The sequence below is a fragment of the Pseudomonas simiae genome, from assembly GCF_900111895.1.
Taxonomy (GTDB): Bacteria; Pseudomonadota; Gammaproteobacteria; order Pseudomonadales; family Pseudomonadaceae; genus Aquipseudomonas; species Aquipseudomonas simiae.
In genome coordinates, this window is record NZ_FOKB01000002.1 from 189,456 (window position 1) to 214,981 (window position 25,526).

The window sequence follows — 25,526 nt, forward strand, 5'->3', positions numbered from 1 at the left end:
GGACGTTACAGAGATGCTCTCTGGGCGCGCTCGTTTTTGAGCTTTCGATAATTTCAACAAGCGAGGAGGACCGCCATGGGCGTGACCAATCGGTTGGCCTGTTACTCCGACCCCGCCGACCACTATTCCCACCGAGTGCGCATCGTGCTCGCAGAGAAGGGTGTCAGCGCCGAGATCATCAGTGTGGAGGCGGGCCGTCAGCCGCCAAAACTGATCGAAGTGAACCCTTACGGCAGCTTGCCCACCCTGGTCGATCGTGACCTGGCGTTGTGGGAGTCGACCGTCGTGATGGAATACCTGGATGAGCGTTACCCGCATCCGCCTTTGCTGCCGGTGTACCCGGTGGCGCGTGCCAACAGCCGGCTGCTGATCCATCGGATCCAGCGTGACTGGTGTGGTCTGGTGGATGTGATTCTGGATACCCGCAGCAAAGAGGCGGCACGTGTACAGGCGCGTAAGGAATTGCGCGAAAGCCTGACCGGCGTTTCGCCGCTGTTCGCCGATAAACCTTTTTTCCTCAGTGAGGAACAAAGCTTGGTGGATTGCTGCCTATTACCGATACTCTGGCGTTTGCCGATACTTGGTATTGAACTGCCGCGGCCTGCCAAGCCGCTGCTTGATTACATGGAGCGCCAGTTTGCGCGTGAGGCTTTCCAGGCGAGTCTGTCTGGTGTCGAACGCGATATGCGCTAAGGCTTAAGGAGCCGCTGATGAACTCCAGTCGACCCTACCTGGTCCGCGCGCTCTATGAGTGGATTGTGGACAACGATTGCACCCCGCACATGCTGGTCAATTCCGAATTTCCTGCGGTTCAGGTACCGGAGGGTTTTGCCAGTGACGGGCAGATTGTGCTGAACGTATCGCCGAGTGCCGTGCGCCACCTGCACATGGACAATGAAGCCGTGAGCTTCGAAGGGCGTTTCGGCGGCGTGCCGCATACGCTGTTCGTGCCGATTGGCGCCATCCTCGGCATCTATGCCCGGGAGAACGGCCAAGGCATGGTGTTCGATCTGGAGTCGCCTTTCGAGGATGACGAAGCGATCGAAAACGAAGGCGGCGATGACTTGCCGCCACCGGATTCCGAGCCACCGCGCCCTAGTGGCCGGCCGAGCTTGAAAGTGGTGAAATAACGGGCGTTCCCTCAGGGGAGCACTGAGAAAATGCCTCGACGTGTGTCGGGGCATTTTTTTGCGCGAAGGATAGGGATGAAAGTCGCGCCTGGACGGTGATCGTACAACCACCATGGGCTATGATGCGTGCTCAAGCTCACCGAGAAAGATGATTCATCATGGAAAACGCCAACATCGCCCCTCGTCTTCCCCGCAAGCGCCGCAGCCTTGCCCAGGAACTGGTCACGGTGTTGTCCGAGCAGATCCGCGACGGCCAGCTCAAGCGGGGCGACAAATTGCCCACCGAGTCGGCGATCATGGACGCCCATGGGGTCAGCCGCACGGTGGTGCGTGAAGCCATCTCGCGCTTGCAGGCGGCGGGGCAGGTCGAAACCCGTCATGGTATCGGCACCTTTGTACTGGATACGCCCAGCCCGAGCGGTTTCCGCATCGACCCGGCCACGGTGGTGACCTTGCGGGATGTGCTGGCGATCTTGGAGCTGCGGATCAGCCTGGAGGTGGAATCCGCAGGCTTGGCCGCGTTACGTCGCAGCGACGAACAACTGGCCGCCATGCGCGCGGCGCTTGATGCCTTGAATGAAAGCGCGGCTCACGCCGGCGATGCGGTGGCGTCCGATTTTGCATTCCACCTGGAAATTGCACTGTCCACCGGCAACCGCTACTTCACCGACATCATGACCCACCTGGGCACCAGCATCATTCCGCGTACGCGCCTGAATTCGGCGCGCCTGGCCCATGATGACCAGCAGCACTACATGGGGCGTTTGAGTCGTGAGCATGAAGAGATTTATGAAGCGATCGCGCGTCAGGATTCGGACGCGGCGCGGGCGGCGATGCGGTTGCATTTGACCAATAGCCGGGAGCGGCTGCGCCATGCCCATGAAGAGGCGGAGGCGCAGCGGGGTTAAGCTGGCGTTCTCAGGCCAGGTCGAACTCGATTTCGGTCACGCTGCCATTGGCGTCGTAATGGAACGTCTTCTTGGTAACCTCCAATACCTGACCGTCCATATTGAGGTAATCGCCTTTATTGGGCAGTTCCTCAATTTTGACGTTCGAAGTGCTGTTTTTTTTGCCTTTGAATTTAACCTGAATGTTGTTAGCCATGATTAAGCCTCATTGAGCAGGAAGAAAGTTAGGTGAAGGCCCGCACATCATGTGCGGGCCTCATCACGTTAGGAGGGGTGGAAATGTGCTGATACTGTCAGAATTCACAGTTCTGACGAGCGGTATCAGGCACGCCTGGAGCGGACCCCGGCTCAAGGCCGCGGCGTATTTGGCTTGTAGTCCTTCAACAACAAATACGTACTCCACCCCCACCAATCATTCGTCCAGTGCTTGTCGTTCAAGTCATTCACCTCCTTACGACGCAGCACCTTGTCCCCCTCCATCTTGAACAGCGGCGAGAAGTTGTTCGCCGGGTTTTGCGCCGCATTCAGGTCTGGCACATACAGCGGCGCCTTGAAGTTGGCTGGAGAGGGCGCAATACCGCTGATGAAGGTTTCGAAAATTTCATCCGCCGAAGCCTGCACCGCACGTTTGACCTGCACCCGATTGTCCGCATCGATGGCGTCGAAGTAGCGTTTGTCTCCATACGCGTGCCACTGATCGCCCATGGCGTTACGCACCTTGAGTCCGAATTTGCTGTCTTCGTCGTGCATGAAGCGGCTGATCAGCGAACCCAGTTCACCGGGAGTGACCACGGCGGCGAGTTGTTTGCGTGGTACTCGCAGATGGCCAGCGGAGAACAGGTCGGTCAAAAAGTGATCAGCAAAACTGTTCATGGCATACGCCAGTTCCAGCGCTGGGTCGGTGCCGGTCTGGTGCGCCACGACGGCTTGTTGCAGCGCCGCCGTGTGCCCCGCCAGATAGGCCGACAGCGCCCATTCGCCGAAGTGGTCGGCATTGTCCGCCGCCAGTTTCAGGTAACGTCCCAACGGAATCAGCGCCGAAACTGCGCTGCCGCCGCCCGTGATGCGGTTCCATTCCTCGGACAACGTATCACCCAGCGCGTCGTAGGCTTCATGGGCTTGTTTGCCGTCCTTGATCGCCTGCTTGACCGCATTGATCTCCTTTTGCATCACCGCAAGGATCTTGTGCGCTTCTTCCCGCGAGGCGGGCAGCACGGCGAGCGTATTGAAGGCTGCGGTAAAGCGTTGTACGCGCTCGGCGGGGGAGGCGCCATCGCTGATCGGTTGGCCGGGGACGCCATAGAAGTCGCCCCCGAGGGCGATCACTTGGCCATAGGTCAGCGCCAGCCCATTGGGCAGGTGCAGCTCGACCTGGCGTGCGGGAATCGCCGGGGCATCCTTGACGAAGCGCAACAGGGTGTCATCGCCGATGGCAGTATGTTCACCGCCTTCGAAGCGCAATGTGGGTGGGTTCTTTTCGGGTGCGGCGAGTTCAAGACCTGACATGTTAGCTCCTTGCTATGTAGTAGGAATCTTCCGTGATAGCTGTATGTATATACAGCTAAATCGAGCATAGAGTAAAAATTTCCTACGTCAAGAAGGCGCGCATTCAACGCTCTCAGAACGAAGACTGATGAATTGCAGTTGACGAATTGTTTTATAGTTGTACGATGACGTACGACATCACCAAAACCAACAACAACCTTTCGATAGAAAGTCTTCGCCCAGGGTGTTCGAATAATGAATCCACAAGAACTGAAGTCCATCCTTTCCCACGGTCTGCTGTCTTTCCCGGTGACCGATTTCAACGCCCAGGGTGATTTCCACCAGGCGGGCTACATCAAGCGCCTTGAATGGCTGGCCCCTTACGGCGCCACGGCTTTGTTCGCTGCTGGCGGTACCGGTGAGTTCTTTTCCCTCGCGGCCAGCGAATATTCCCAGGTGGTGAAAACCGCAGTGGATACCTGCGCGACCAGTGTGCCGATCCTCGCCGGTGTGGGCGGTTCGACACGCCAGGCCATCGAGTACGCTCAGGAAGCCGAACGCCTCGGCGCCAAAGGTCTGCTGCTGCTGCCGCACTACCTCACCGAAGCCAGCCAGGATGGCGTTGCGGCCCACGTTGAGGCCGTGTGCAAGTCGGTCAAGATCGGTGTGGTGGTCTACAACCGTAACGTCTGCCGCCTGACCGCTCCGCTGCTGGAACGCCTGGCCGAGCGCTGCCCGAACCTGATCGGCTACAAGGATGGCCTGGGTGATATCGAGTTGATGGTGTCGATACGTCGCCGCCTCGGTGATCGTTTCAGCTACCTCGGCGGCCTGCCGACTGCAGAGGTTTACGCCGCTGCCTACAAGGCCCTGGGAGTTCCGGTGTACTCCTCGGCGGTGTTCAACTTCATCCCGAAAACCGCGATGGACTTCTACCACGCGATTGCCAAGGACGATCACGCCACCGTTTCCAAGATCATCGACGACTTCTTCCTGCCATACCTGGACATCCGTAACCGCAAGGCCGGGTATGCCGTCAGCATCGTCAAGGCGGGTGCAAAAATCGTCGGCTACGACGCAGGTACGGTACGCACGCCGCTGACCGACCTGTTGCCGGAAGAATATGAAGCCCTGGCCGCGCTGATCGACAAGCAAGGCGCGCAATAACTCATCTACAAGGCCGCTGAGCAATCAGCGGCCTTTTGCGTCAGGAGAAGATTCGTGTCCCAAGCCCAACGTTTTGACAACTACATCAATGGCCAGTGGGTGGCCGGCGCTGACTATTGCGTCAACCTCAACCCGTCGGAGTTGTCCGATGTCATTGGTGAATACGCCAAGGCGGATGTTACCCAGGTCAACGCCGCCATCGATGCGGCCCGCGCGGCATTCCCGGCCTGGTCCACTTCCGGGATCCAGGCGCGCCATGACGCTCTGGATAAAGTCGGCAGTGAAATCCTCGCGCGCCGCGAAGAGCTCGGCACCCTGTTGGCCCGTGAAGAGGGCAAGACCCTGCCCGAAGCCATCGGCGAAGTGACCCGCGCCGGTAATATTTTCAAGTTCTTCGCCGGTGAATGCCTGCGGCTGTCCGGCGACTACGTGCCGTCGGTTCGCCCGGGCGTCAATGTAGAAGTCACTCGCGAAGCCTTGGGAGTGGTCGGCCTGATCACGCCGTGGAACTTCCCGATCGCCATCCCCGCCTGGAAAATTGCCCCGGCCCTGGCCTACGGCAACTGCGTGGTGATCAAGCCTGCCGAGCTGGTACCGGGTTGCGCCTGGGCCCTGGCAGAGATCATTTCCCGCGCCGGTTTCCCCGCCGGTGTGTTCAATCTGGTGATGGGCAGCGGTCGCGTGGTCGGCGACGTGCTGGTCAATAGCCCGAAAGTCGATGGCATCAGCTTCACCGGTTCTGTCGGTGTTGGTCGTCAGATCGCCGTCAGTTGTGTGTCGCGCCAGGCCAAAGTGCAGTTGGAAATGGGCGGCAAGAACCCGCAGATCATCCTCGACGACGCCGACCTCAAGCAGGCCGTCGAGCTGTCCGTACAGAGCGCGTTCTACTCCACCGGCCAGCGTTGCACAGCGTCCAGTCGCCTGATCGTCACCGCCGGTATCCACGACCAGTTCGTCGCGGCCATGGCTGAGCGCATGAAGTCGATCAAGGTCGGCCACGCGCTGAAAAGCGGCACCGACATTGGCCCGGTGGTTTCCCAGGCCCAGTTGGACCAGGACCTCAAATACATCGACATCGGCCAAAGCGAAGGTGCGCGGCTGGTCAGCGGTGGTGGCCTGGTGACCTGCGATACCGAAGGTTACTACCTGGCACCGACGCTGTTTGCCGACAGCGAAGCCGCCATGCGTATCAGCCGTGAAGAGATCTTCGGCCCGGTCGCCAACGTCGTGCGCGTAGCGGACTACGAAGCAGCGCTGGCCATGGCCAATGACACCGAGTTCGGGCTGTCGGCGGGCATTGCCACCACATCGCTCAAGTACGCCAACCACTTCAAGCGTCATTCCCAGGCCGGGATGGTGATGGTCAATCTGCCGACGGCAGGTGTGGATTACCACGTTCCCTTCGGCGGCCGTAAAGGCTCGTCCTATGGCTCGCGGGAGCAAGGTCGCTATGCGCAAGAGTTCTACACCGTGGTGAAAACCAGCTACATCGGTTCGTAATACGCAACACCCAGTGGGGGCCGGATGCCTGTCGGCTCCCCACGGCAAAAACAGAAAACCATTACCCGCAAAAAAAATAATTAGTGGGAGTACTTCTTCATGCAAGCGACCAAGCCGACCCATGTCCGCTATTTGATCCTGCTCATGCTGTTCCTGGTGACCACGATCAACTATGCCGACCGGGCCACTATCGCCATCGCAGGCTCCAGCCTGCAAAAAGACCTCGGCATCGACGCGGTCACGCTCGGTTACATCTTCTCCGCATTCGGTTGGGCCTACGTGGCCGGGCAAATTCCCGGTGGCTGGCTGCTGGACCGGTTCGGCTCGAAAAAAGTCTATGCCCTGAGCATCTTCACCTGGTCTCTGTTCACCGTGCTGCAAGGCTATGTCGGTGAGTTTGGTGTCTCCACCGCCGTGGTTGCGCTGTTCATGCTGCGCTTCATGGTGGGCTTGGCCGAAGCGCCGTCGTTTCCCGGAAATGCCCGTATTGTGGCGGCGTGGTTTCCTACGGCAGAACGCGGTACGGCTTCAGCGATCTTTAACTCTGCGCAATACTTCGCCACGGTGCTGTTTGCGCCGCTGATGGGGTGGATCGTCTACAGCTTCGGCTGGCAGCACGTGTTTATCGTGATGGGCGTGATCGGCATCATTTTCTCGCTGATCTGGTTGAAAGTTATCCACAGCCCGCGCCAGCATCCGATGATCAACGAAGCCGAGTTCAACCATATCGCCGCCAATGGTGCGATGGTCGATATGGATCAGGACAAAGGCAAGGGTAAGAAAACCGACGGTCCGAAGTGGGACTACATCCGCCAACTGTTGACCAACCGCATGATGCTCGGCGTGTACCTGGGCCAGTACTGCATCAACGGCATCACCTACTTCTTCCTTACGTGGTTCCCGGTGTACCTGGTGCAGGACCGTGGCATGACGATCCTCAAGGCCGGTTTCATCGCCTCGTTGCCGGCGATCTGCGGGTTTATCGGCGGCGTGCTCGGCGGGGTGATTTCCGACTACCTGCTGCGCAAAGGCCACTCCCTGACCTTCGCCCGCAAGGCGCCGATCATTGGTGGCCTGCTGATCTCCAGCAGCATCGTGGCCTGCAACTATGTGGATATCGAATGGATGGTGGTGGGCTTCATGGCCTTGGCCTTCTTCGGCAAAGGCGTTGGCGCACTGGGTTGGGCGGTGGTATCCGACACCTCGCCGAAACAAATCGCCGGTCTCAGTGGTGGTTTGTTCAACACCTTCGGTAACCTTGCGTCGATTACCACGCCGATTGTGATCGGCTACATCATCAGCACCACCGGTTCGTTCAAATGGGCCTTGGTGTTCGTCGGCGCCAACGCGCTGGTGGCGGTGTTCAGCTACCTGGTCATCGTTGGCCCGATCAAGCGTGTAGTACTCAAAGAGCCGCCTACCCAGGGGCCTGAGTTGACCCGCCTAACCGAAGCGCATTCCTGAGGGGCCGTGTGATGCAGTTGATTGAACATGCCGACTCGCCGCGCTCGATTCGTTTGCACGAACGCGACAACGTGGTGATTGTGGTCAATGACCAGGGCGTACCGGCCGGGACCGAGTTCCCGGATGGCCTGGTGACCGTGGACTTCATCCCCCAGAGCCACAAGGTGACCCTGGAAGATATCCCCGAGGGCGGTCAGATTATTCGCTACGGCCAGACCATCGGTTACGCCCTGGCGCCGATTCCGCGCGGCAGTTGGGTGCAGGAGGATCAACTGCGCATGCCTACCGCGCCGCCGTTGGACAGCTTGCCGCTGTCCACCGAGGTGCCTGAGGCCCAGGCACCGCTGGAAGGGTTTACCTTCGAGGGCTACCGCAACGCGGATGGCACTGTGGGCACGCGCAATATCCTCGGCATCACCACCACGGTGCAGTGCGTCACCGGTGTGCTGGACCATGCGGTCAAGCGTATCAAGGACGAATTGCTGCCCAAGTACCCGCACGTCGACGACGTGGTGGCGCTGACCCACAGCTACGGCTGCGGCGTGGCGATCACTGCAACGGATGCCTACATTCCGATCCGCACCGTGCGCAACCTGGCGCGCAACCCGAACCTGGGCGGTGAAGCCCTGGTCATCAGTCTGGGCTGCGAGAAATTGCAGGCCGGGCAGGTGATGCACGACAACGACAGCTCGGTCGACCTGAGCGAGCCCTGGCTGTACCGGCTGCAGGATTCCAGCCACGGTTTTACCGAAATGATCGAGCAGATCATGGCACTGGCCGAGACGCGCTTGAAGAAACTCGACCAGCGCCGCCGCGAAACCGTGCCGGCGTCCGAGTTGATTCTGGGCATGCAGTGTGGCGGCAGTGATGCGTTTTCCGGCATCACCGCCAACCCGGCGCTGGGCTATGCCTCGGACTTGCTGCTACGGGCCGGGGCGACGGTGATGTTTTCCGAAGTCACCGAAGTGCGCGATGCCATTTACCTGCTGACGTCTCGCGCCGAAAACACGCAAGTCGCCCAGGAACTCGTCCGGGAAATGGATTGGTACGACCGTTACCTGGCCAAGGGCGAGGCGGACCGCAGCGCCAACACCACGCCGGGCAACAAGAAGGGCGGGTTGTCGAACATCGTCGAGAAGTCCCTGGGCTCCATCGTCAAATCCGGCAGCAGCGCGATCAACGGCGTGCTGGGCCCAGGCGAGCGTTTCAAGGGCAAGGGCCTGATCTTTTGCGCAACGCCGGCCAGTGACTTTGTGTGCGGCACCTTGCAATTGGCGGCGGGGATGAACTTGCACGTGTTCACCACCGGGCGTGGCACACCTTACGGATTGGCAATGGCGCCGGTGGTCAAGGTCTCGACCCGTACGGAGTTGGCGCAGCGGTGGCCGGACCTGATCGATATCGACGCCGGGCGCATTGCCACCGGGCGCGCGACCATCGAGGAGCTGGGTTGGGAGTTGTTCCATTTCTACCTGGATGTGGCCAGCGGCAGGAAGCAGACGTGGGCGGAGCATCACAAACTGCATAACGACATCACCTTGTTCAACCCTGCGCCCATTACCTGAGACCGGGTCGCCTGCCTTCGCAAGTAAATCCGCTCCCACACTTGACCGCATTCTCATGCTGGAACTCGGTCAAGTGTGGGAGCGGCGGTGCGACGATTCGACTTGCTCGCTAAGGCGTCCTACCAGACGCCGCAGGGCTGCATGGCTTATCATTAGCCACCTACCGACGCTCACCAAGGCTTTCCCGGCATGCTGGCAATTTTCCTCACCACCCTCACCATCACCGCGCCGGTGTTTGCCATGCTGTTCCTCGGTGTGCTGCTCAAGCGCGTCAATTGGATCAACGACAACTTTATCCACACGGCCTCGTCCCTGGTGTTCAACGTCACCATGCCGGCGCTGCTGTTCCTCGGCATCCTGCATGCCGACCTGCACTCGGCGCTCAAGCCGGGCTTGCTGATCTATTTTGCCGTCGCCACCTTGCTCAGCTTCGCGCTGGCCTGGGGTTGGGCGATCTTTCGGTGCCCGCGTGAAGACCGCGGCATCTATACCCAGGGTGCGTTTCGCGGCAATAACGGCGTGATCGGTCTGGCGCTGGCTGCCAGCATGTACGGCGACTACGGCATCTCCCTCGGCGCGATTCTCGCGGCACTGGTGATCCTGTTCTACAACACCCTGTCGACCATCGTGCTGGCGGTGTACAGCCCGGTGATCAAGTCCGATCCGTGGAGCATCTGCAAGAGCGTGGTGGCCAACCCGCTGATCATCAGTGTGATCGCAGCCACGCCGTTCGCGGTGTTCCAGATTGGCTTGCCGGGTTGGCTGGAGTCTTCGGGCCAGTACCTTGCGGACATGACCTTGCCGCTGGCGCTGATCTGTATCGGTGGCACCCTGTCGCTGGCGGCCCTGCGCAAAAGCGGGAGCATGGCCCTGAGCGCCAGCCTGGTGAAGATGATCGGTTTGCCGGTTGTCGCGACGCTGGGCGCCTGGCTGTTGGGTTTCCGGGGGCCGGAGCTGGGGATTCTGTTCCTGTACTTCGGTGCGCCGACCGCAGCCGCCAGTTTTGTGATGGCCAGGGCAGCCGAGGGTAATCATGAGCTGGCGGCAGCGATTATCGTGATCACCACCTTGATGGCGGCGGTGACCACCAATATCGGAATCTTTGTGTTGCAGGCGGGCGGCTGGATCTAGCCCTCTTTCTGATAGGTTTCGATCACTTCCTGCGCCGCACGAAACGCATCAATCGCCGCCGGCACACCGGCATACACCGCGCAATGCAGCAGTGCCTCGCGGATCTCTTCCACGGTACAGCCATTGTTCAGCGCACCGCGCACATGGCCCTTGAGTTCCTGCGGGCACTTGAGCGCGGTGAGGGCTGCGAGGGTGATCAGGCTGCGGGTCTTCAGCGGTAGACCTTCGCGGTTCCACACGCTGCCCCAGGCATGTTCATTGACGAAGTCCTGCAGCGGCTGGGTGAACTCGGTGGCGTTGCCCAAGGCGCGGTCGACGAACACATCGCCCATGACCTGGCGACGCATCTCAACCCCGGGCTTTTTCTGATCGGTCATTGCGGCTCCCTCTTGTGTTGGCGGCGCCAGGCTCGCAGCGTGCTGAACAACAGAAAAGCCACCAGCACTGGCAGGACGTAATACAGCATCAGTTGTTCAAGCTTGCTGGCCAGGGGCATGCCGGTGGTAAAGGCCATCACATGCAGGCCGTACGCCAGGTACAGGCCCAGCAGCACCAGGCCTTCGGCGCGGGTCACGCGGTAGCCGGTGTAAAACACCGGCAGGCACAGCACCACCACGCCGAGCATCACCGGCAGGTCGAAATCCAGGGCATTGGGCGATACCGACAGCGGCGAGGGCGCGAGCAGGGCGGTCAGGCCCAATACGCCCAGCAGGTTGAACAGGTTGCTGCCAATCACGTTGCCCACGGCGATTTCCCGTTCGCCACGCAGGGCGGCAATCAGCGAGGTCGCCAGGCATGGCAGCGAGGTGCCGACGCCGATCAAGGTCAGGCCGATCACACGTTCCGACAAGCCCAAGTCGCCCGCCACATCGACGGCTGCGCCCAACAGCAAATGGCCGGCCAGCACCAGAATCAGCAGCCCGCCAAGCATCAGCAGCACGCTGCTTAGCCAGGGCGCGCGGGCCACGGTGTCCAGCGTTCGCGGGCGGCGGGAATGACGGGTCTGGTAGTGCAGCACACCGAGGTAGGCGACCAGGGCAACGAGCAGCACCAGGCCGTCGAGTGGCGTGAGTGCTTCATTGGCGGCGAGGGTGAACACCAGCAGCCCGGCCAGGATCATTACCGGAATATCCAGGCGCACCAGCTGGCGCGAGACCCGCAGCGGAATGATCAGCGCCGACAGGCCCAGGGTGACCAGGATGTTGAAGATACTGCTGCCGATCACGCTGCCCACCGCGATATCGGTGTTGCCGGCCAGCGTGGCTTGCAGGCTGACGGTCATCTGCGGTGCGCTGCTGCCGAAGGCCACGATCGTCAGGCCGATGATCAGCGGCCGCACCTTGAGGCTCGCGGCCAGGCGCACGGCGGCGCGCACCAGGATTTCGGCGCCGATGATCAGCAGGACCAGGCCGCTGACCAATTCCAGCAGGCTCCAGGGCGAGAGGGCGGTTAATCCGAAAATGGTCAGGGCTCCGTCTTCAGTTGCTCAGGGCTTGCACGCGCACACGCGCGGTGCCGCTGCTGATCATACCCAGTTGCTGGGCAGCCTTGCGCGAAAGATCAATCAAGCGCCCACGGGTATGCGGGCCGCGATCATTGATGCGGACAACCACGGATTTGTCGTTGTCGAGATTGGTGACCTTGACCTGGGTGCCGAACGGCAATCGCCGGTGGGCGGCGGTCAGGGCGTTCTGATTGAAGGGTTCACCGCTGGCTGTCTTATTGCCATGGTGCTTGGCGCCGTAATAGGAGGCGGTGCCGGTTTCGTCGTAGCCGTTGGGGTTGATGATGCCGCTGGCGCAACCGGCCAGTAGGGAGAACAAGGCCAGGAGGCCGAGTAGACGCTTCATGTTCAAGATGCCCCATAACAAATGTGGGAGCTGGCTTGCCTGCGATGCAGATAACTCGGTGTCTCAAGAACATCGAGGGGATGCAATCGCAGGCAAGCCCGCTCCCACAGGGTATCCGGGTGGGAAGTGAAATTTCCGCCCGGACTGTCCATCGCTATCAGCCTTCGAGCTTGCTTTTCAGCAGTTCGTTCACCTGTTGCGGGTTGGCCTTGCCTTTGGAGGCTTTCATCGCCTGGCCGACAAAGAAGCCGAACATCTTGCCGCGCTTGGCTTCGTCCGCCGCACGGTACTGTTCGACCTGCTCGGCGTTGGCTGCGAGCATTTCATCCAGCACGGCCGAGATCGCGCCGCTGTCGGTGACTTGCTTGAGACCGCGTTTCTCGATGATTTCATCGGCGCTGCCTTCACCGCTGGCCATCGCTTCAAACACGGTCTTGGCGATTTTGCCGGAGATGGTGTTGTCCTTGATGCGCAGCAGCATGCCGCCCAATTGCTCGGCGGAGACTGGGGCTTCGTCGATTTCCAGGCCCTGTTTGTTCAACAGGCTGCCCAGTTCAACCATCACCCAGTTGGCCGCCAGCTTGGCGTCACCGGCAATGCTCACGACTTTTTCAAAGTAGTTGGCTTGCTCACGGCTGGAAGCCAACACGCTGGCGTCGTAGACCGACAGGCCGAACTGCGCCTGGAAGCGTTCGCGTTTCTGCTGCGGCAATTCCGGCAGGGTGGCCCGGATGTCGTTGAGGAACGAGTCCTCAAGCACCACCGGCAACAGGTCCGGATCGGGGAAGTAACGGTAGTCGTTGGCTTCCTCTTTGCTGCGCATGGCGCGGGTTTCATCTTTGTTCGGGTCGTACAGGCGGGTTTGCTGGATGACCTTGCCACCGTCTTCGATCAGCTCGATCTGGCGACGTACTTCGCTGTTGATCGCTTTCTCGATGAAGCGGAACGAGTTGACGTTCTTGATCTCGCAGCGAGTGCCGAACTCGACCTGGCCCTTTGGACGGATCGACACGTTGCAGTCGCAACGCAGCGAACCTTCAGCCATGTTGCCGTCGCAGATGCCCAGGTAGCGCACCAGCGCGTGGATAGTCTTGACGTAGGCTACGGCTTCCTTGGCACTGCGCATGTCCGGCTCGGACACGATTTCCAGCAGCGGCGTGCCGGCACGGTTCAGGTCGATACCGGTGGCGCCCGGGAATTCTTCGTGCAGGCTTTTACCGGCGTCTTCTTCCAAGTGCGCGCGGGTTACGCCGACGCGCTTGATGGTGCCGTCTTCCAGAGGAATGTCCAGGTGGCCCTTGCCGACGATCGGCAGTTCCATCTGGCTGATCTGGTAGCCTTTGGGCAGGTCCGGGTAGAAGTAGTTCTTGCGCGCGAACACGTTGTGCTGGCCGATCTCGGCGTCAATTGCCAGGCCGAACATCACCGCCATGCGCACCGCTTCCTGGTTCAGCACCGGCAGTACGCCGGGCATGCCCAGGTCGACCAGGCTGGCCTGGGTGTTGGGCTCGGAGCCGAACGTGGTGGCGCTACCGGAGAAAATCTTCGATTGGGTGGCGAGCTGGGTATGAATCTCCAGCCCGATCACAACTTCCCATTGCATAGTGTTCTCCTCAGAAGCCGGTAGGGGTGCGAGTGTGCCAGTCGGTGTTCAACTGGTACTGGTGCGCCACATTGAGCAGGCGGCCTTCCTGGAAATACGGGGCGAGCAATTGCACGCCGACCGGCAGGCCATCGACGAAACCGGCAGGCATGGACAAGCCCGGCAGGCCCGCGAGGTTGGCGGTGATGGTGTACAGGTCTTCCAGGTACTCGGCGATCGGGTCGCCGGTCTTGGCGCCGATCTTCCAGGCCGGGTTTGGCGTGGTTGGGCCGAGGATCACGTCGACTTCTTCAAAGGCGGCCATGAAGTCGTTCTTGATCAGGCGACGGATTTTCTGCGCCTTGAGGTAATACGCGTCGTAGTAACCGGCCGACAGGGCGTAGGCACCGACCATAATCCGGCGTTGCACTTCGGCACCGAAACCTTCGCCACGGGAGCGCTTATAAAGGTCGGTGAGGTCTTTCGGGTTTTCGCAGCGATAGCCGAAACGCACGCCGTCGAAGCGGGACAGGTTGGAAGAGGCTTCTGCCGGCGCGATCACGTAGTACGCAGGAATTGCGTGCTGGTTGTTCGGCAGGCTGATTTCCTTGATGACGGCACCCAGGCTTTCCAGCGTCTTCACGCTGTTGTGCACCAGCTCAGCAATGCGCGGGTCGAGACCGGCGCTGAAGTATTCCTTCGGCACACCGATACGCAGGCCCTTGAGCGACGTGTTCAGGCTGGCGCTGTAGTCCGGCACGGGCTCGTCGATGCTGGTGGAGTCCTGTTTATCGAAGCCTGCCATGCCTTGTAACAAAATTGCGCAGTCTTCAGCGGTGCGCGCCAGAGGGCCACCCTGATCGAGGCTGGAGGCGTAGGCGATCATGCCCCAACGGGAAACGCGACCGTAGGTCGGCTTCAGGCCGGTGAGGTTGGTAAAGGCCGCTGGCTGGCGGATCGAGCCGCCGGTATCGGTGGCCGTGGCGGCGGGCAGGAAGCGCGCAGCAACCGCGGCCGCCGAACCACCCGACGAACCGCCAGGCACGTGGTCCAGGTTCCACGGGTTTTTCACCGCGCCGTAGTAGCTCGACTCGTTGGCCGAACCCATGGCGAATTCGTCCATGTTGGTCTTGCCCAGGGTCACGGCCCCGGCGGCAGCCAGCTTGGACACCACAGTGGCGTCGTAGGGAGCCTTGAAGTTGTCGAGCATCTTCGAGCCGCAGCTGGTACGGATGCCCTGGGTGCAGAACAGGTCCTTGTGGGCGATCGGTGCGCCCAGCAGTGCGCCACTTTCACCGTTGGCGCGACGTGCGTCGGCGGCCTTGGCCTGGCTCAAGGCCAGCTCTTCGGTGAGGCTGATGAAGCTGTTGACCTTTGGATCGTGCTCGGCGATGCGCGCCAGCAGGGTCTTGGTCAGCTCTTCGGAAGAAAACGTTTTGTCGGCGAGACCGCGGGCGATCTCGGCCAGAGTCATATGATGCATTGCAGGCTCTTTCCCTTTAGTCGATGACTTTCGGAACCAGATACAGGCCGTTTTCGACCGCTGGCGCGATGGACTGGTAGGCCTCGCGATTATTACTCTCGGTCACGACGTCTGCGCGCAGGCGCTGGCTGGCTTCCAGCGGGTGAGCCAGGGGCTCGATACCGTCGGTATTTACGGCCTGCATTTGGTCGACCAGCCCGAGAATGCTGTTCAGGGCTGCGGTGGTCTGTGGAAGATCGGCATCATTGAGGCCAAGCGAGGCCAGGTGCGCGATTTTTTCCACGTCGGAGCGTTCAAGCGTCATGGGAATCTCCAGTGGAAAACAGAACGGAGGCTGTCCGTGTGTTAGATTGTCGGAACACTACCGCATTTCTACGGTCTTACGGCCGCGATTGTGGGGTTAGGTGCACAGAAAGTCGGCCAATTTAGCACATTGGCGCCTTGCCCAAAATCCCTGTCGTTGTTAGAGTTTGCCGCACTTTTTTACCCACGCGTTGCCTAGGGTCCCTTTCCCATGTTCAAGAAACTGCGTGGCATGTTTTCCAGCGATCTTTCCATTGACCTGGGCACTGCCAACACCCTTATTTACGTGCGCGAGCGCGGTATCGTCCTGAATGAGCCATCGGTTGTGGCCATTCGGACCCATGGTAATCAGAAAAGTGTCGTTGCCGTCGGCACCGAGGCCAAGCGCATGCTCGGCCGTACACCAGGCAATATTGCTGCCATTCGTCCGATGAAAGACGGCGTGATCGCCGACTTCAGTGTCTGCGAGAAGATGCTGCAATACTTCATCAACAAGGTTCACGAAAACAGTTTCCTGCAGCCCAGCCCTCGTGTGCTGATCTGCGTTCCATGCAAGTCCACCCAGGTTGAGCGTCGTGCCATCCGTGAATCGGCCCTTGGCGCCGGTGCCCGTGAAGTGTTCCTGATCGAAGAGCCAATGGCTGCTGCGATCGGTGCCGGCCTGCCGGTTGAAGAAGCCCGCGGTTCGATGGTGGTGGATATCGGTGGTGGTACCACTGAAATCGCCCTGATCTCCCTGAATGGTGTGGTGTATGCCGAATCCGTACGCGTAGGCGGCGACCGCTTCGACGAAGCGATCATCACTTATGTACGTCGTAACTACGGCAGCCTGATCGGTGAATCCACCGCTGAGCGCATCAAGCAGGAAATCGGCACCGCCTACCCAGGCGGCGAAGTGCGCGAAGTCGATGTGCGCGGTCGCAACCTGGCCGAAGGCGTTCCACGTGCCTTCACCCTGAACTCCAATGAAGTGCTGGAAGCTCTGCAAGAGTCCCTGGCCACCATCGTTCAGGCGGTGAAAAGCGCCCTGGAGCAATCGCCGCCGGAACTGGCTTCCGACATCGCCGAGCGTGGCCTGGTACTGACCGGTGGTGGCGCCTTGCTGCGCGACCTCGACAAGCTGCTGGCCCAAGAGACTGGGCTGCCGGTGATCGTCGCCGAAGACCCGCTGACTTGCGTTGCCCGTGGCGGTGGTCGTGCACTGGAAATGATGGATAAACACACCATGGACCTGCTCTCCAGCGAATAAGTCATTGCTGGTCAGCCCATGTTTCGCCCGCAGGCAGCACTTTGCAGTGCTGCCTGTTGGCGTTTATCTTCTTCAATCTGCATCCAGGCCGGTTAGATGCCGTATGAATAAAGAGAACATTTGCCTGGGAGGAGCGGCTTATTAAACCGCTTTTCGCCAAAGGCCCCTCATTGGGCGTGCGCCTGTTGGTGCTGGTCGTGCTTTCGGTCGCGCTGATGGTGGTCGATGCCCGCTTTGCACTGCTCAAACCCGTGCGCAGCCAGATGTCGCTGGTGTTGATGCAGACTTACTGGATCACCGACCTGCCGCAACGTCTGTACCAGGGCGTGGCCAGCCAATTCGGCAGCCGCACCGAGCTGGTCGCCGAGAACGAAAAACTCAAGACCGAAAACCTGCTGTTGCAGGGGCGCATGCAGAAGCTCGCGGCCCTCACCGAGCAGAACGTTCGGCTGCGCGAGTTGCTCAATTCCTCCGCACTGGTCAACGAAAAGGTCGAAGTGGCTGAGTTGATCGGCATGGACCCCAACCCCTTCACCCATCGCATCATCATCAACAAGGGTGAGCGCGACGGTGTGGTCCTCGGCCAGCCCGTGCTCGACGCCCGTGGCCTGATGGGCCAGGTGGTTGAGCTGATGCCCTACACCTCGCGGGTATTGCTGCTGACGGACACGACCCACAGCATTCCGGTGCAGGTCAACCGCAATGGCCTGCGCGCGATTGCCAGCGGCACCGGTAATCCGGAGCGTCTGGAATTGCGCCATGTGGCTGACACCGCTGACATCAAGGAAGGCGATCTGCTGGTCAGCTCCGGCCTGGGCCAGCGTTTCCCGGCGGGTTACCCGGTGGCGACGGTCAAGGAAGTAATCCACGATTCCGGTCAGCCGTTCGCCATTGTGCGTGCCGTGCCGACTGCCGCCCTGAACCGCAGCCGTTACCTGCTGCTGGTGTTCAGCGATAACCGTACGCCGGAAGAGCGCGCCAACGACGCTGCGCAGGCCCAGGAAGCGGAAGACAAGCAAAACGGTACAGCTGCGATCGTTCCGGCGACGGTGCCCAAGCCGGCATTCGTGGGGCCACCCGCACCGACGGCGGCTCCGGCAGCGCCCGTCGCCACCCCGGTCAAGCCGGCAGCCCATAGCACGCCTCCAGCCAAGCCGGCAGTGACTAAACCCGCAGCCGCGACACCGGCTGCCAAGCCTCCGGCAACTGCCCCGGCAACCACGCGGCAGAGGGAGGAATAATGGCCAATACTCATTCGCGCAACGGCTGGATCGTCTGGCTGACCTTTGCTATCGGTATGCTGCTTAGCGTTTCGCCATTGCCGCAATTCATGGAAATCCTGCGCCCGCTCTGGCTGGCACTGCTGCTGGCCTTCTGGTCGCTGAACCTGCCGCATAAAGTCGGCATGGTCACGGCGATGTTCCTGGGCTTGGCGGAAGATGTGCTCTATGGCACCTTGCTGGGTCAGAACGCGTTGATCCTGACCCTGATCACCTTCCTGGTGTTGTCGTTGCAGCAACGCCTGCGCATGTTCCCGATGTGGCAGCAGTGCCTGGTGATCCTGGTGATCTTCGGCCTGGCGCAGCTGGTTCAGCTGTGGCTGAGCGCCTTGACCGGCAACCGCCAGCCAACCCTGGCGCTGGTATTGCCGGCGCTGGTCAGTGCCTTGCTCTGGCCATGGATCAGCTTCGGTCTGCGTGGGTTGCGTCGTCGCTATAAAATCAATTGAATGGATTGCGAGGCTCTGCCTGGTTATCGAACCCTACAGGGAGAGTCTGCAATGAATTCGCTTTACCTGGCCTCGGGCTCCCCGAGGCGGCGTGAACTGCTGGTCCAGATCGGTGTGCCTTTCACCGTGGTCAGCGCCGCTATCGATGAAACTCCTCTTACAAACGAATCCGCCGTTTCCTACGTCGAGCGCCTTGCGCGCGGCAAGGCGGCGGCGGGTTTTGCTGTGCTCGAAAGCACTGACGACGTGTGTGTGCTGGGTGCCGATACCGCCGTGATCGTCGATGGCCAGATACTCGGTAAGCCCGTGGATCAGGCCGATGCCCTGGCAATGCTGATGGCGCTGGCGGGGCGTGAACATGACGTGCTGACCGCTATTGCCCTCACCGATGGCCAGCGTTGCGAGACTGTTTGTGTAAGCAGTCGTGTACGGTTTCGCGGGATTTCCGTCGAGGAAGCGACCACCTACTGGCAGAGTGGCGAACCCCAGGACAAGGCGGGCGGCTATGCTATTCAAGGGTTGGGCTCAGTATTTGTCGCCGGACTCAATGGCAGTTATTCCGCTGTGGTAGGCCTGCCGGTGTGCGAAACCGCACAACTGCTCGCCCAATTCGGCATACCCTGTTGGCAAAACCTTACCGCGCGCTGAACGCCGTATTCCAGCGCCCAGCCTTAAGCGACCGGTCACTATTGTGAAAACGCCTGAACGAGACCCAGCCATGAGTGAAGAGATTCTGATCAATATCACGCCGATGGAATCGCGCGTGGCGGTGGTAGAGAACGGTGTTCTGCAAGAAGTGCACGTTGAGCGCACCCAGAAACGCGGGATCGTCGGCAATATCTACAAAGGCAAAGTCGTGCGGGTATTGCCGGGAATGCAGGCGGCGTTCGTCGACATCGGCCTGGACCGAGCCGCGTTTATCCATGCTTCGGAAATTTCCCTGCGCGAAGGGCCGGCGGTAGAAAGCATCAGCGCCTTGGTGCACGAAGGGCAGAGCCTGGTGGTGCAAGTCACCAAGGACCCCATCGGTTCCAAAGGCGCGCGCCTGACCACTCAGCTGTCGATTCCGTCGCGTTACCTGGTGTACATGCCGCGCACCGCGCATGTCGGTATTTCCCTGAAGATCGAAGACGAAGCCGAGCGCGAGCGTCTCAAAAAGGTGGTCAGCGACTGCGTGGCTGCCGAAGGCATCAAGGAAGCGGGCGGCTTCATCCTGCGCACTGCCGCTGAAGGTGCGGGTGCCGATGAGATCCTCATGGATATCCGTTATCTACGGCGGCTATGGGACCAGATCGGCGCACAGATCAAGACCATCGGCGCACCCAGTGTGATCTACGAAGACCTCGGCCTGGCCCTGCGTACGTTGCGCGACCTGGTCAGCCCGAAGATTGAGAAAATTCGCATCGACTCGCGGGAAACATTCCAGCGCACCACGCAATTTGTGGCCGAGCTGATGCCGGAAATTGCCGACCGCCTGGAACACTACCCCGGCGAGCGACCGATCTTCGACCTGTATGGCGTCGAAGACGAAATCCAGAAAGCCCTGGAACGCAAGGTGCCACTCAAGTCCGGAGGCTACCTGGTGGTGGACCCGGCGGAAGCCATGACCACTATCGACGTCAACACCGGCGCGTTCGTGGGCCATCGCAACCTCGAAGAAACCATCTTCAAGACCAACCTCGAAGCCGCCACCGCGATCGCGCGCCAACTGCGCCTGCGCAACCTCGGCGGCATCATCATCATCGACTTCATCGACATGGAAGATGAAGAGCACCAGCGCCAAGTACTGCGTACCCTGGAGAAACAGCTGGAGCGCGATCACGCCAAGACCAACATTATCGGCATCACCGAGCTGGGCCTGGTGCAGATGACGCGCAAGCGCACCCGCGAAAGCCTGGAGCAGGTATTGTGCGAGCCGTGCAGCAGTTGCCAGGGGCGCGGTAAATTGAAGACGCCGGAAACCGTTTGCTACGAGATTTTCCGCGAAATCCTGCGAGAAGCGCGAGCCTACCAGGCCGAAGGTTACAGAGTGCTCGCCAACCAGAAAGTGGTCGACCGGTTGCTGGATGAAGAGTCCGGTAACGTTGCTGAGCTGGAAGGGTTTATCGGGCGCACGATACGCTTCCAGGTCGAAACCATGTATTCCCAGGAACAATACGACGTGGTGCTGCTCTGATCCCCATTCGCTTACCTTTTATGAGACAGGCAGGCCTTGATCTGCCGTCCGACTACTGCCTTGAGGGTCGCCTGACATGGAGCGTCTGATACGCTTTTTTGCCGCTTTGACCCGTTGGAGCCTGGGCCTCTGTGCCTTGTTGCTGGTATTGGCGGCGGTGTATGTGAGCCTGGGGCGTGAATTGACGCCGCTGGTGGCCGAGTACCGTGCGGAGATCGAAGCCAAGGCCCAGGCCGCGGTGGACATGCCGCTGCACATTGGCAGCGTTGAAGGCCGCTGGAGCGGGTTCGCACCGGTATTGCGGGCCCACGATGTGATGCTGGGCGAGGGCAGCAGTGCCTTGCGTCTGGATCAGGTCGAAGTGGTGCCGGATATGTGGGCCAGCCTGATGGCCCGCGAGGTGCGCATTGCCCACCTGCAGGTCGGCGGTCTGCAGCTCAGTGCCAAGGAAGACAAGGATGGCAAGTGGGCGCTGCAAGGTCTGCCGGTGCAGGACGATCAGCCCGTGGACCCTGAGCAGCTGCTCAAGAACATGCAAAAGGTCGAGCGCGTGTCGTTGCTCGACAGCCAGGTGACCTTGCAGCCATTTGACCAGGCGCCGGTGACCCTGACGTATGTCGGCCTGAGCCTGCACACTGGCGTCACCCGCCAACGCCTGGATGCACGCCTGACCTTGCCCGACGGCCAGCCATTGGCGGTGAGCCTGCGCACGCGTATTCGCGCCAGTCAATGGAAGGACGGTGAAGTCCAGGCCTACCTGAGCCTGCCGCAAAGCGACTGGGCCAAGTGGATTCCGGCCAAACTGACCCAGCAGTGGAAGCTCACCCAATTCAAGGCCGGTGGTGAATTCTGGCTGACCTGGGCCCAAGGCACCGTGCAGAGCGCGGTGGTGCGCCTCAATTCGCCGCAGGTGAAGGGCAGCTACGCCGACCGCAAACCTGTGCATATCGAGAATCTGGCGCTCACCGCTTACCTGCAACGCAGCGAAACCGGTCTCAAGGTCCTGTTCGACTCACTGGCGATGAACCTGGGGGACACCCGCTGGGAATCGCGCCTGCAACTGCAACAGCGCCTGGCCACCGACAAGGACCTGGAAGCCTGGAAGCTCCAGGCCGACCGCCTGGACCTGACCCCGATCACGCCGCTGCTCAATGCCCTGGCGCCGCTGCCGGAAGGTTTTGCCAAGACTATCCAGCACCTTAAGGCCACAGGCCTGCTACGTAACGTGCTGGTGGACTTTCGCCCTGAAGATACGACCGATCAAAAAGTCAGCTTCGCCGCCAACCTCGAACGCATCGGGTTTGATGCCTACATGGGGGCGCCCGCCGCGCGTAACGTATCCGGCAGCATCAGCGGCGATCTGGGCCATGGCGAGTTACGCATGGACAGCAAGGACTTTTCCCTGCACCTCGATCCGATCTTTGCCAAGCCGTGGCAGTACATCCAGGCCAATGCACGTCTGACGTGGAAGCTCGACAAGGAAGGCTTCACCCTGATTGCCCCATACATCAAGGTGCTGGGTGAGGAGGGCAACGTCGCTGCCGATTTCCTGATTCGCCTGCATTTCGACCACAGCCAGGAAGACTACATGGACCTGCGGGTCGGCATGGTCGATGGTGATGGGCGATTCACCCCCAAGTACCTGCCTGCGGTGTTGAGCCCGGCGCTGGATGAGTGGCTGCGCACCGCGATTCTCAAGGGCGCAGTGGACCAGGGCTTCTTCCAGTATCAGGGGTCGCTGAACCACGACGCGCTACCGGCGTCGCGTAATATCAGCCTGTTCTTCAAGGTGCATGACGCCGAATTGGCGTTTCAGCCAGGCTGGCCTCATGTGAGCAAGGTCAGCGGCGAAGTGTTTGTCGAGGAGAGCGGCGTACGCATCCTCGCCAGCAAGGGCCAGTTGCTCGACACCAAGGTCAAGGACGTCTACGTCAATATTCCCCACGCCCCGGAGGGCAAGGACAGTCATCTGTTGTTGACGGGTGGGTTTGCCGGTGGCTTGGGCGATGGTTTGAAAATCCTCCAGGAAGCGCCGATCGGCACCGCTTCGACCTTTGCCGGCTGGAAAGGTGACGGTGACCTGCAAGGCAGCCTTGACCTGGATATACCACTGGCGAAAGGCACCGAGCCGAAGATCGTGGTGGACTTCAAGACGGATAAATCGCGCCTGCAATTGGCAGAGCCGACCCTGGACTTGACCCAGCTCAAGGGCGATTTCCGTTTCGACAGCGCCAAGGGCCTCAGTGGCCAGAACATCACGGCCCAGGCGTTCGACCGGCCGATCACTGCGCAGATTGTTGCCGATGGCAAGCCGGGGAATATCAGCACGCGTGTGACTGCCAAAGGCCAAGTGACGGTCAAGCGGCTGACGGACTGGTTGAATATCAGCCAACCGTTGCCAGTGTCCGGCGATGTGCCTTACCAACTGCAACTGACCCTGGATGGCGCCGATAGCCAATTGATGGTCAGCTCCAATCTGAAGGGCGTTGCCGTGGACCTGCCGGCACCGTTCGGCATGCCCGCCAGCCAAGGACGTGACAGTGTGTTCCGCATGACCTTGCAGGGCGCCGAGCGTCGTTATTGGTTTGACTACGGCGAACTGGCCAACTTCACGTTTGCCGCGCCGCCGGACAAATTCAACGACGGGCGTGGCGAACTTTTCCTCGGCGATGGCGATGCAGTGTTGCCAGGGGCCAAGGGTTTGCGTATTCGCGGCGTGCTGTCTGAACTCGATATCGACCCGTGGAAGAAACTGGTAGACCGCTACGCGGGCAATGATCCGGGCGGTAGCGCGAAGCAGTTGCTCAGTGGCGCCGACTTCAAGGTAGGCAAGCTGACCGGCTTTGGCACTCAGTTTGATCAGGTCAATCTGCAACTGGACCGCAAGCCTGCGGCCTGGGGCCTGCAGCTCGACAGTCAGCAAGCCAAGGGCACGGTCAACCTGCCGGACGCCAAAGGCGCGCCGATTGCGATCAACCTGCAGTATGTGAAGCTGCCGGCAGTGGACCCGACGGTGCAGGCTGACGAAAACGCGCCAGACCCCTTGGCCGATGTCGATCCAAAAAATATCCCTGCATTGGATATCGCCATCGACCAGCTGTTCCAGGGCCCGGACCTGATAGGCACCTGGTCGCTGAAAATCCGCCCGACGGCCAAAGGCATGGCCTTCAATAACCTGGACCTTGGCCTCAAGGGCATGCAGCTCAAGGGCGCCGGTGGTTGGGAAGGGACGGCGGGCGACAGCAGCAGTTGGTACAAAGGCCGCCTGGATGGCAAGAATATCGGTGATGTGCTCAAGGGTTGGGGTTATGCGCCCACTGTCACTAGTCAGGATTTCCATCTGGATGTGGACGGTCGCTGGCCCGGCTCGCCAGCCTACGTCGGGCCCAAGCGTTTCTCCGGTAGTCTGGATGCATCGTTCCGCAACGGCCAGTTCGTAGAAGTGGAAGGCGGCGCCCAGGCGCTGCGGGTGTTTGGCCTGCTGAACTTCAACTCCATTGGACGCCGTCTGCGGCTGGACTTCTCGGACTTGCTCGGCAAGGGTTTGAGCTATGACCGGGTCAAAGGCTTGTTGGCGGCCAGTAATGGCGTGTTCGTGACCCGGGAGCCGATCACCATGACCGGGCCTTCCACTAACCTGGAGCTCAACGGCACCCTGGACCTGGTCGCAGACCGTGTCGACGCCAAGCTGCTGGTCACCCTGCCAGTGACCAATAACCTGCCGATCGCCGCGCTGATCGTGGGCGCGCCCGCCATTGGTGGCGCGTTGTTCCTGATCGACAAACTGATCGGTGACCGTGTTGCGCGCTTCGCCAGCGTGCAATACAAGGTCGAAGGCCCGTGGAAGGACCCGAAAATCACCTTCGATAAGCCATTTGAAAAGCCAAACTGAGAGCCTGTGGAGTAGCATGGCGGCCTATCCATTACGGAGGGTCGGTCCATGTCCTTTGCGGTAATTCAAATGGTCAGCCAGAGCGATGTGCTGGCCAATCTGGCCCAGGCCCGGCGTCTGCTGGAACACGCCGCGGCGGGTGGCGCGAAGCTGGCGGTATTACCGGAAAACTTCGCCGCCATGGGCCGCCGCGACGTGGCCGACATCGGTCGCGCCGAAGCGCTGGGCGAAGGCCCGATCCTGCCGTGGTTGAAACAGACTGCCCGCGACCTCACCTTATGGATAGTGGCCGGTACTTTGCCGCTGCCGCCCAAGGATCGGCCGAACGCCAAGTCCAATGCCTGCTCGCTGCTGGTCGATGATCAGGGCGAAATCGTTGCCCGTTACGACAAGCTGCACCTGTTCGATGTGGATGTCGCCGATGCTCGCGGTCGCTATCGCGAATCCGACGACTATGCTTTCGGAGATCATGTGGTGGTGGCGGACACGCCCGTCGGCCGGTTGGGCCTGACGGTGTGTTATGACCTGCGCTTCCCCGAGCTGTACAGTGAGCTGCGCGCGGCGGGGGCTGAATTGATCACCGCGCCTTCAGCGTTTACGGCGGTGACCGGCGCCGCGCACTGGGATGTGCTGATCCGTGCACGTGCCATCGAGACCCAGTGTTACCTGCTGGCGGCGGCTCAAGGCGGGGTGCATCCGGGGCCACGGGAAACCTATGGCCACGCGGCGATTGTCGACCCTTGGGGCCGTGTGCTGGCACAACAGGATAAAGGCGAAGCGGTGTTGCTGGCCGAACGCGATAGCAGTGAACAGGCGTCGATACGGGCGCGCATGCCGGTGGTCAACCATCGGCGCTTTTTCTCGCAGGGCGCACAGCGACCTGCTTCGGAACGATGAATTTAAGGCCATACC

The 25,526-nt window shown here is 60.7% G+C and carries 23 protein-coding genes; 15 read left to right on the forward strand and 8 right to left on the reverse strand.

The window, feature by feature from the left end; translation table 11 throughout:
- Positions 1-75: 75 nt before the first annotated feature.
- The 3 genes from BMZ57_RS06855 (at position 76) to BMZ57_RS06865 (ending at position 2,038) form a co-directional block, all read left to right on the forward strand.
- Complete coding sequence (locus BMZ57_RS06855; protein ID WP_010213164.1) at positions 76-693, forward strand: glutathione S-transferase N-terminal domain-containing protein; 618 nt, start codon at positions 76-78, stop codon at positions 691-693.
- A 17-nt stretch (positions 694-710) separates the two neighbouring features.
- Complete coding sequence (locus BMZ57_RS06860) at positions 711-1,130, forward strand: ClpXP protease specificity-enhancing factor (RefSeq protein WP_021491891.1); 420 nt, start codon at positions 711-713, stop codon at positions 1,128-1,130.
- Between the two features lie 158 nt (positions 1,131-1,288).
- Positions 1,289-2,038: a FadR/GntR family transcriptional regulator gene (locus BMZ57_RS06865; RefSeq protein WP_010213160.1), complete on the forward strand. Its 750-nt coding sequence runs from the start codon at positions 1,289-1,291 to the stop codon at positions 2,036-2,038.
- A 10-nt stretch (positions 2,039-2,048) separates the two neighbouring features.
- Here the strand turns inward: BMZ57_RS06865 and BMZ57_RS06870 are convergent, their stop codons facing one another.
- Both BMZ57_RS06870 and BMZ57_RS06875 read right to left on the reverse strand, forming a co-directional pair.
- Positions 2,049-2,234 (reverse strand): hypothetical protein, encoded by a 186-nt coding sequence (locus BMZ57_RS06870; RefSeq protein WP_010213158.1) that lies wholly within the window; start codon positions 2,232-2,234, stop codon positions 2,049-2,051.
- Positions 2,235-2,386: 152 nt separating this feature from the next.
- Positions 2,387-3,544: a phosphatidylcholine-hydrolyzing phospholipase C gene (locus BMZ57_RS06875; protein WP_010213157.1), complete on the reverse strand. Its 1,158-nt coding sequence runs from the start codon at positions 3,542-3,544 to the stop codon at positions 2,387-2,389.
- 234 nt (positions 3,545-3,778) lie between these two features.
- Here BMZ57_RS06875 and kdgD point away from each other — a divergent pair, with 234 nt between their 5' ends.
- The 5 genes from kdgD (at position 3,779) to BMZ57_RS06900 (ending at position 10,350) form a co-directional block, all read left to right on the forward strand.
- The gene (kdgD, locus tag BMZ57_RS06880) at positions 3,779-4,690 is read left to right on the forward strand and encodes a 5-dehydro-4-deoxyglucarate dehydratase (RefSeq protein ID WP_069673352.1); all 912 of its coding nucleotides are present in this window, start codon (positions 3,779-3,781) and stop codon (positions 4,688-4,690) included.
- 54 nt (positions 4,691-4,744) lie between these two features.
- Entirely contained in the window at positions 4,745-6,190 is a 1,446-nt protein-coding gene (locus BMZ57_RS06885; protein WP_010213153.1) for an aldehyde dehydrogenase family protein, read from the forward strand.
- Positions 6,191-6,289: 99 nt separating this feature from the next.
- Positions 6,290-7,654 (forward strand): MFS transporter, encoded by a 1,365-nt coding sequence (locus BMZ57_RS06890; protein ID WP_010213152.1) that lies wholly within the window; start codon positions 6,290-6,292, stop codon positions 7,652-7,654.
- An 11-nt stretch (positions 7,655-7,665) separates the two neighbouring features.
- On the forward strand, positions 7,666-9,219 hold the full coding sequence (garD, locus tag BMZ57_RS06895; RefSeq protein ID WP_010213151.1) for a galactarate dehydratase: 1,554 nt from the start codon (positions 7,666-7,668) through the stop codon (positions 9,217-9,219).
- 189 nt (positions 9,220-9,408) lie between these two features.
- Positions 9,409-10,350, forward strand: coding sequence for an AEC family transporter (locus BMZ57_RS06900; RefSeq protein WP_021491890.1), 942 nt, complete (start codon positions 9,409-9,411; stop codon positions 10,348-10,350).
- Here BMZ57_RS06900 and BMZ57_RS06905 read toward each other — a convergent pair.
- From BMZ57_RS06905 to gatC, 6 genes are all read right to left on the reverse strand, one after another.
- Positions 10,347-10,727 (reverse strand): carboxymuconolactone decarboxylase family protein, encoded by a 381-nt coding sequence (locus BMZ57_RS06905; protein WP_010213149.1) that lies wholly within the window; start codon positions 10,725-10,727, stop codon positions 10,347-10,349. The genes BMZ57_RS06900 and BMZ57_RS06905 overlap by 4 nt on opposite strands.
- Complete coding sequence (locus tag BMZ57_RS06910) at positions 10,724-11,770, reverse strand: calcium/sodium antiporter (RefSeq protein WP_010213148.1); 1,047 nt, start codon at positions 11,768-11,770, stop codon at positions 10,724-10,726. Before BMZ57_RS06910 ends, BMZ57_RS06905 begins: the two co-directional genes overlap by 4 nt.
- A 58-nt stretch (positions 11,771-11,828) precedes the next feature.
- On the reverse strand, positions 11,829-12,200 hold the full coding sequence (locus BMZ57_RS06915) for a septal ring lytic transglycosylase RlpA family protein (protein ID WP_010213146.1): 372 nt from the start codon (positions 12,198-12,200) through the stop codon (positions 11,829-11,831).
- Between the two features lie 157 nt (positions 12,201-12,357).
- Positions 12,358-13,803: an Asp-tRNA(Asn)/Glu-tRNA(Gln) amidotransferase subunit GatB gene (gatB, locus tag BMZ57_RS06920; protein WP_010213144.1), complete on the reverse strand. Its 1,446-nt coding sequence runs from the start codon at positions 13,801-13,803 to the stop codon at positions 12,358-12,360.
- A gap of 10 nt (positions 13,804-13,813) precedes the next feature.
- Positions 13,814-15,265, reverse strand: coding sequence for an Asp-tRNA(Asn)/Glu-tRNA(Gln) amidotransferase subunit GatA (gene gatA, locus BMZ57_RS06925; protein WP_010213143.1), 1,452 nt, complete (start codon positions 15,263-15,265; stop codon positions 13,814-13,816).
- A 16-nt stretch (positions 15,266-15,281) separates the two neighbouring features.
- A complete protein-coding gene (gene gatC / locus BMZ57_RS06930; protein ID WP_010213142.1) occupies positions 15,282-15,569 on the reverse strand; it encodes an Asp-tRNA(Asn)/Glu-tRNA(Gln) amidotransferase subunit GatC in 288 nt (95 codons plus the stop codon).
- Positions 15,570-15,779: 210 nt separating this feature from the next.
- Between gatC and mreB the strand changes: the two genes are divergently transcribed.
- The 7 genes from mreB (at position 15,780) to BMZ57_RS06965 (ending at position 25,511) form a co-directional block, all read left to right on the forward strand.
- On the forward strand, positions 15,780-16,817 hold the full coding sequence (gene mreB / locus BMZ57_RS06935) for a rod shape-determining protein MreB (RefSeq protein WP_002555108.1): 1,038 nt from the start codon (positions 15,780-15,782) through the stop codon (positions 16,815-16,817).
- Between the two features lie 188 nt (positions 16,818-17,005).
- Complete coding sequence (mreC, locus tag BMZ57_RS06940) at positions 17,006-18,058, forward strand: rod shape-determining protein MreC (RefSeq protein WP_370737436.1); 1,053 nt, start codon at positions 17,006-17,008, stop codon at positions 18,056-18,058.
- The gene (gene mreD / locus BMZ57_RS06945; RefSeq protein ID WP_010213138.1) at positions 18,058-18,546 is read left to right on the forward strand and encodes a rod shape-determining protein MreD; all 489 of its coding nucleotides are present in this window, start codon (positions 18,058-18,060) and stop codon (positions 18,544-18,546) included. Before mreC ends, mreD begins: the two co-directional genes overlap by 1 nt.
- 51 nt (positions 18,547-18,597) lie before the next feature.
- Positions 18,598-19,194, forward strand: a complete 597-nt coding sequence (locus BMZ57_RS06950; RefSeq protein WP_010213136.1) for a Maf family protein — start codon at positions 18,598-18,600, stop codon at positions 19,192-19,194.
- Between the two features lie 70 nt (positions 19,195-19,264).
- Positions 19,265-20,722 carry a ribonuclease G gene (rng, locus tag BMZ57_RS06955; RefSeq protein WP_010213134.1) on the forward strand — a complete coding sequence of 486 codons (1,458 nt, stop codon included), beginning with the start codon at positions 19,265-19,267 and terminating at the stop codon, positions 20,720-20,722.
- 76 nt (positions 20,723-20,798) lie between these two features.
- Positions 20,799-24,614, forward strand: a complete 3,816-nt coding sequence (locus BMZ57_RS06960) for a YhdP family protein (protein WP_042571665.1) — start codon at positions 20,799-20,801, stop codon at positions 24,612-24,614.
- Between the two features lie 48 nt (positions 24,615-24,662).
- The gene (locus tag BMZ57_RS06965; protein ID WP_010213131.1) at positions 24,663-25,511 is read left to right on the forward strand and encodes a carbon-nitrogen hydrolase family protein; all 849 of its coding nucleotides are present in this window, start codon (positions 24,663-24,665) and stop codon (positions 25,509-25,511) included.
- The last annotated feature ends 15 nt before the right edge of the window (positions 25,512-25,526 follow it).

What these genes read in the sequence shown, in the direction of transcription:
- mreD (WP_010213138.1), top strand. Translation starts at nt 18,058, where the DNA reads ATGGCCAATACTCATTCGCGCAACGGCTGGATCGTCTGGCTGACCTTT.
- BMZ57_RS06870 (WP_010213158.1), bottom strand. Translation starts at nt 2,234, where the DNA reads ATGGCTAACAACATTCAGGTTAAATTCAAAGGCAAAAAAAACAGCACT.
- BMZ57_RS06905 (WP_010213149.1), bottom strand. Translation starts at nt 10,727, where the DNA reads ATGACCGATCAGAAAAAGCCCGGGGTTGAGATGCGTCGCCAGGTCATG.
- BMZ57_RS06965 (WP_010213131.1), top strand. Translation starts at nt 24,663, where the DNA reads ATGTCCTTTGCGGTAATTCAAATGGTCAGCCAGAGCGATGTGCTGGCC.
- BMZ57_RS06860 (WP_021491891.1), top strand. Translation starts at nt 711, where the DNA reads ATGAACTCCAGTCGACCCTACCTGGTCCGCGCGCTCTATGAGTGGATT.
- garD (WP_010213151.1), top strand. Translation starts at nt 7,666, where the DNA reads ATGCAGTTGATTGAACATGCCGACTCGCCGCGCTCGATTCGTTTGCAC.
- BMZ57_RS06890 (WP_010213152.1), top strand. Translation starts at nt 6,290, where the DNA reads ATGCAAGCGACCAAGCCGACCCATGTCCGCTATTTGATCCTGCTCATG.
- BMZ57_RS06960 (WP_042571665.1), top strand. Translation starts at nt 20,799, where the DNA reads ATGGAGCGTCTGATACGCTTTTTTGCCGCTTTGACCCGTTGGAGCCTG.
- BMZ57_RS06950 (WP_010213136.1), top strand. Translation starts at nt 18,598, where the DNA reads ATGAATTCGCTTTACCTGGCCTCGGGCTCCCCGAGGCGGCGTGAACTG.
- gatA (WP_010213143.1), bottom strand. Translation starts at nt 15,265, where the DNA reads ATGCATCATATGACTCTGGCCGAGATCGCCCGCGGTCTCGCCGACAAA.
- kdgD (WP_069673352.1), top strand. Translation starts at nt 3,779, where the DNA reads ATGAATCCACAAGAACTGAAGTCCATCCTTTCCCACGGTCTGCTGTCT.
- BMZ57_RS06855 (WP_010213164.1), top strand. Translation starts at nt 76, where the DNA reads ATGGGCGTGACCAATCGGTTGGCCTGTTACTCCGACCCCGCCGACCAC.
- BMZ57_RS06915 (WP_010213146.1), bottom strand. Translation starts at nt 12,200, where the DNA reads ATGAAGCGTCTACTCGGCCTCCTGGCCTTGTTCTCCCTACTGGCCGGT.
- gatB (WP_010213144.1), bottom strand. Translation starts at nt 13,803, where the DNA reads ATGCAATGGGAAGTTGTGATCGGGCTGGAGATTCATACCCAGCTCGCC.
- gatC (WP_010213142.1), bottom strand. Translation starts at nt 15,569, where the DNA reads ATGACGCTTGAACGCTCCGACGTGGAAAAAATCGCGCACCTGGCCTCG.
- BMZ57_RS06900 (WP_021491890.1), top strand. Translation starts at nt 9,409, where the DNA reads ATGCTGGCAATTTTCCTCACCACCCTCACCATCACCGCGCCGGTGTTT.
- BMZ57_RS06865 (WP_010213160.1), top strand. Translation starts at nt 1,289, where the DNA reads ATGGAAAACGCCAACATCGCCCCTCGTCTTCCCCGCAAGCGCCGCAGC.
- rng (WP_010213134.1), top strand. Translation starts at nt 19,265, where the DNA reads ATGAGTGAAGAGATTCTGATCAATATCACGCCGATGGAATCGCGCGTG.
- mreB (WP_002555108.1), top strand. Translation starts at nt 15,780, where the DNA reads ATGTTCAAGAAACTGCGTGGCATGTTTTCCAGCGATCTTTCCATTGAC.
- BMZ57_RS06875 (WP_010213157.1), bottom strand. Translation starts at nt 3,544, where the DNA reads ATGTCAGGTCTTGAACTCGCCGCACCCGAAAAGAACCCACCCACATTG.